Source organism: Streptomyces himastatinicus ATCC 53653, assembly GCF_000158915.1.
GTDB lineage: Bacteria > Actinomycetota > Actinomycetes > Streptomycetales > Streptomycetaceae > Streptomyces > Streptomyces himastatinicus.
Map to the genome: position 1 here is coordinate 2,885,105 of NZ_GG657754.1, position 2,390 is coordinate 2,887,494.

Genomic DNA, 2,390 nt, shown 5'->3' on the forward strand with positions numbered 1-2,390 from the left:
CGAGCACCGCGACGCTATCGGGGGCGCCCCGGAACCGGCGGACACGGGACGCGCCCTTCCCCGGCCCCGAGCACACGGCCCCCGCGGAACCGGAGGACCGCCCGGGCGTGGCTACGCCCGGGCGGCGGGCAGGCGGACCTCGAAGCGGCAGCCGCCGTCCACGTTCGTCACGGCCGCGTGGCCGTGGTGGGCCTCGACGATGCCGCGGACGATGGCGAGGCCCAGCCCGGCGCCCGCCGGGGGCGTACGGGCGTGGGTGCCGCGCCAGCCGGTGTCGAACACGCGCGGCAGGTCCTCCTCCGGGATGCCGCCGCAGCCGTCGGTGACGGACAGCACGACGGTGTCGGCCTCGCGCCGCGCGGCCACGGCGACCGTGCCGTCGGCCGGGGTGCGGCGGATGGCGTTGATGAGGAGGTTGCCGAGGACACGGGTCATCTCCTTCCCGTCGACCTCGACCGGAACGGGGTCCACGGGGTCGCCGATCAGCTGGACGCCCAGCTCGCGGGCGAGCGGGTCGGCGCCCGCGAGGGCGTCGCCGATCAGGTCGTAGACGGAGATCCGGGTGGGGGCGAGGGACAGCGCCCCGGCGTGGATGCGGGACAGTTCGAAGAGGTCGCCGACCATCGTGTTGAGCCGCTCCACCTCGGTGCGGATCTGGCGGTGATAGCGGGCCGGGTCGTCCACCACGCCGTCCTCCAGCGCCTCGGACATGGCCCGCAGCCCGGCCAGCGGGGTGCGCAGATCGTGCGAGATCCAGGCGACCAGCTCGCGGCGGGAGGACTCCAGGGCCCGTTCGCGCTCCCGGGACCGGGCCAGTTTGGCGCTGGTAGCGGCCAGTTCGCGGCCGAGTTCGGCGAGTTCGGCGGTGGCCGCGCCGCCGGGGGCGGCGAAGCTGCCGCCGTCCCCGAAGGAGCGGGCGGCGAGGGTCAGTTCATGGCTGCGGGCCACCACCCAGCGGCCCAGCAGCAGCGCGGTGGCCAGCGACACCACCGCGGCCATGGCGCAGACGGTGGTGACGACCGTCAGGTCGTGGGTGGACAGGAACATCGCCCAGGCGACCGCGAGCGTCCCGGCGAGCATGGCCGTCACCGCGACGGCGGCCACGACCGCGAGGGACACGACGACGGACCGGCCGCGCAGCAGCCGCAGGGCGAGCGCGCCGAGCAGCCCGGCCGCGGCGGCGCCGAGGAACGCGAACAGCGCCATCAGCAGGACGTCACGCATGGCGGTCCGGCTCCCCCGCCCCGGCCCCAGCGTCCTGCACGTCCGGCGCGTCCGGCGCGTCGAAGCGGTAGCCCACGCCCCAGACGGTCTGGATGAGGCGCGGTGCGGCGGGGTCGTCCTCGATCTTTCCGCGCAGCCGCCGCACATGGACGGTGACGGTGGACAGATCGCCGAAGTCCCAGCCCCATACGTCCCGCATCAGCTCCTCGCGGGTGCAGGCGACCCCGGGATGGCGCAGCAGGAAGGCCAGCAGGTCGAACTCGCGGAGGGTGAGGGCGAGTTCCCGGCCGTCCTTGGTGGCGCGGCGGGCCGTCGGGTCGAGGGTGATCCCGGCGCGGCGGAGTACGGGGTCCGGCCGCTCGGGGGCATGGCTTCGAACACCGGCGGAGGCGCGCGGTCCGGTACGGCCGCGGCGCAGCACCGACTCCACCCGCAGCACCAGCTCGCGCGGGCTGAACGGCTTGGTGACGTAGTCGTCCGCACCGATCTCGAGACCGAGGATCCGGTCGTCCTCGTCACCGCGGGCGGTCAGCATGATCACGGGCACCGGGCCCTTGCCGCGGAGCGCCCGGCACACGTCCAGGCCGTCCATGCCGGGCAGCATCAGGTCGAGGACGACCAGGTCGGGCCATTGGGCGTCGGCGCGGGCGAGCGCGCCAGGGCCGTCGGCGGCCCGGTCGACGGCGAAGCCGGCGCGGGTGAGATACCCGGCGACGACCTCGGCGACGGTCGGATCGTCGTCCACGACGAGCACGCGGCCGGGAGGTGAGGTCTGCTGCATACCCTCCAGCCTGGCACCGGGCCGTGCGGGCCGTCCCGCCCAGGACCCGGCGACGGTGGCGACGTCCGCGTTTCGTAAGGACCTGAAGTCCGGAATGTGGCTTTTTCGTTCGTAGGGTGGGCCGGGTGACAGACTCCACCGCTTCTCGTGCGGACGTCGTCCTTCCGTGTCTGGACGAGGCCGCTGCCCTGCCCTGGGTGCTGGAACGCATCCCCGCCGGCTGGCGCGCCATCGTCGTCGACAACGGTTCGACGGACGACTCGGCCGCGATCGCCCGCTCCCTCGGCGCCACCGTCGTCCATGAGCCCCGCCGGGGCTTCGGGGCCGCGTGCCACGCCGGGCTGCTCGCCGCGGACGCTGACGTCTTCTCTTCTGCGACTGCGAC

At 74.6% G+C, this 2,390-nt stretch carries 3 protein-coding genes; 1 reads left to right on the forward strand and 2 read right to left on the reverse strand.

What is annotated here, in order from left to right:
- Positions 1 to 111 precede the first annotated feature (111 nt).
- Together SSOG_RS11595 and SSOG_RS11600 are read right to left on the reverse strand one after the other, a co-directional pair.
- Entirely contained in the window at positions 112 to 1,224 is a 1,113-nt protein-coding gene (locus SSOG_RS11595) for a sensor histidine kinase (RefSeq protein WP_009714409.1), read from the reverse strand.
- Complete coding sequence (locus SSOG_RS11600) at positions 1,217 to 2,005, reverse strand: response regulator transcription factor (RefSeq protein WP_009714410.1); 789 nt, start codon at positions 2,003 to 2,005, stop codon at positions 1,217 to 1,219. Before SSOG_RS11600 ends, SSOG_RS11595 begins: the two co-directional genes overlap by 8 nt.
- A gap of 125 nt (positions 2,006 to 2,130) precedes the next feature.
- On the opposite strand from SSOG_RS11600, the gene SSOG_RS11605 reads away from it, so the two are divergent.
- The coding region (locus tag SSOG_RS11605) for a glycosyltransferase (protein WP_281048075.1) at positions 2,131 to 2,390 on the forward strand (260 nt) is incomplete at its 3' end.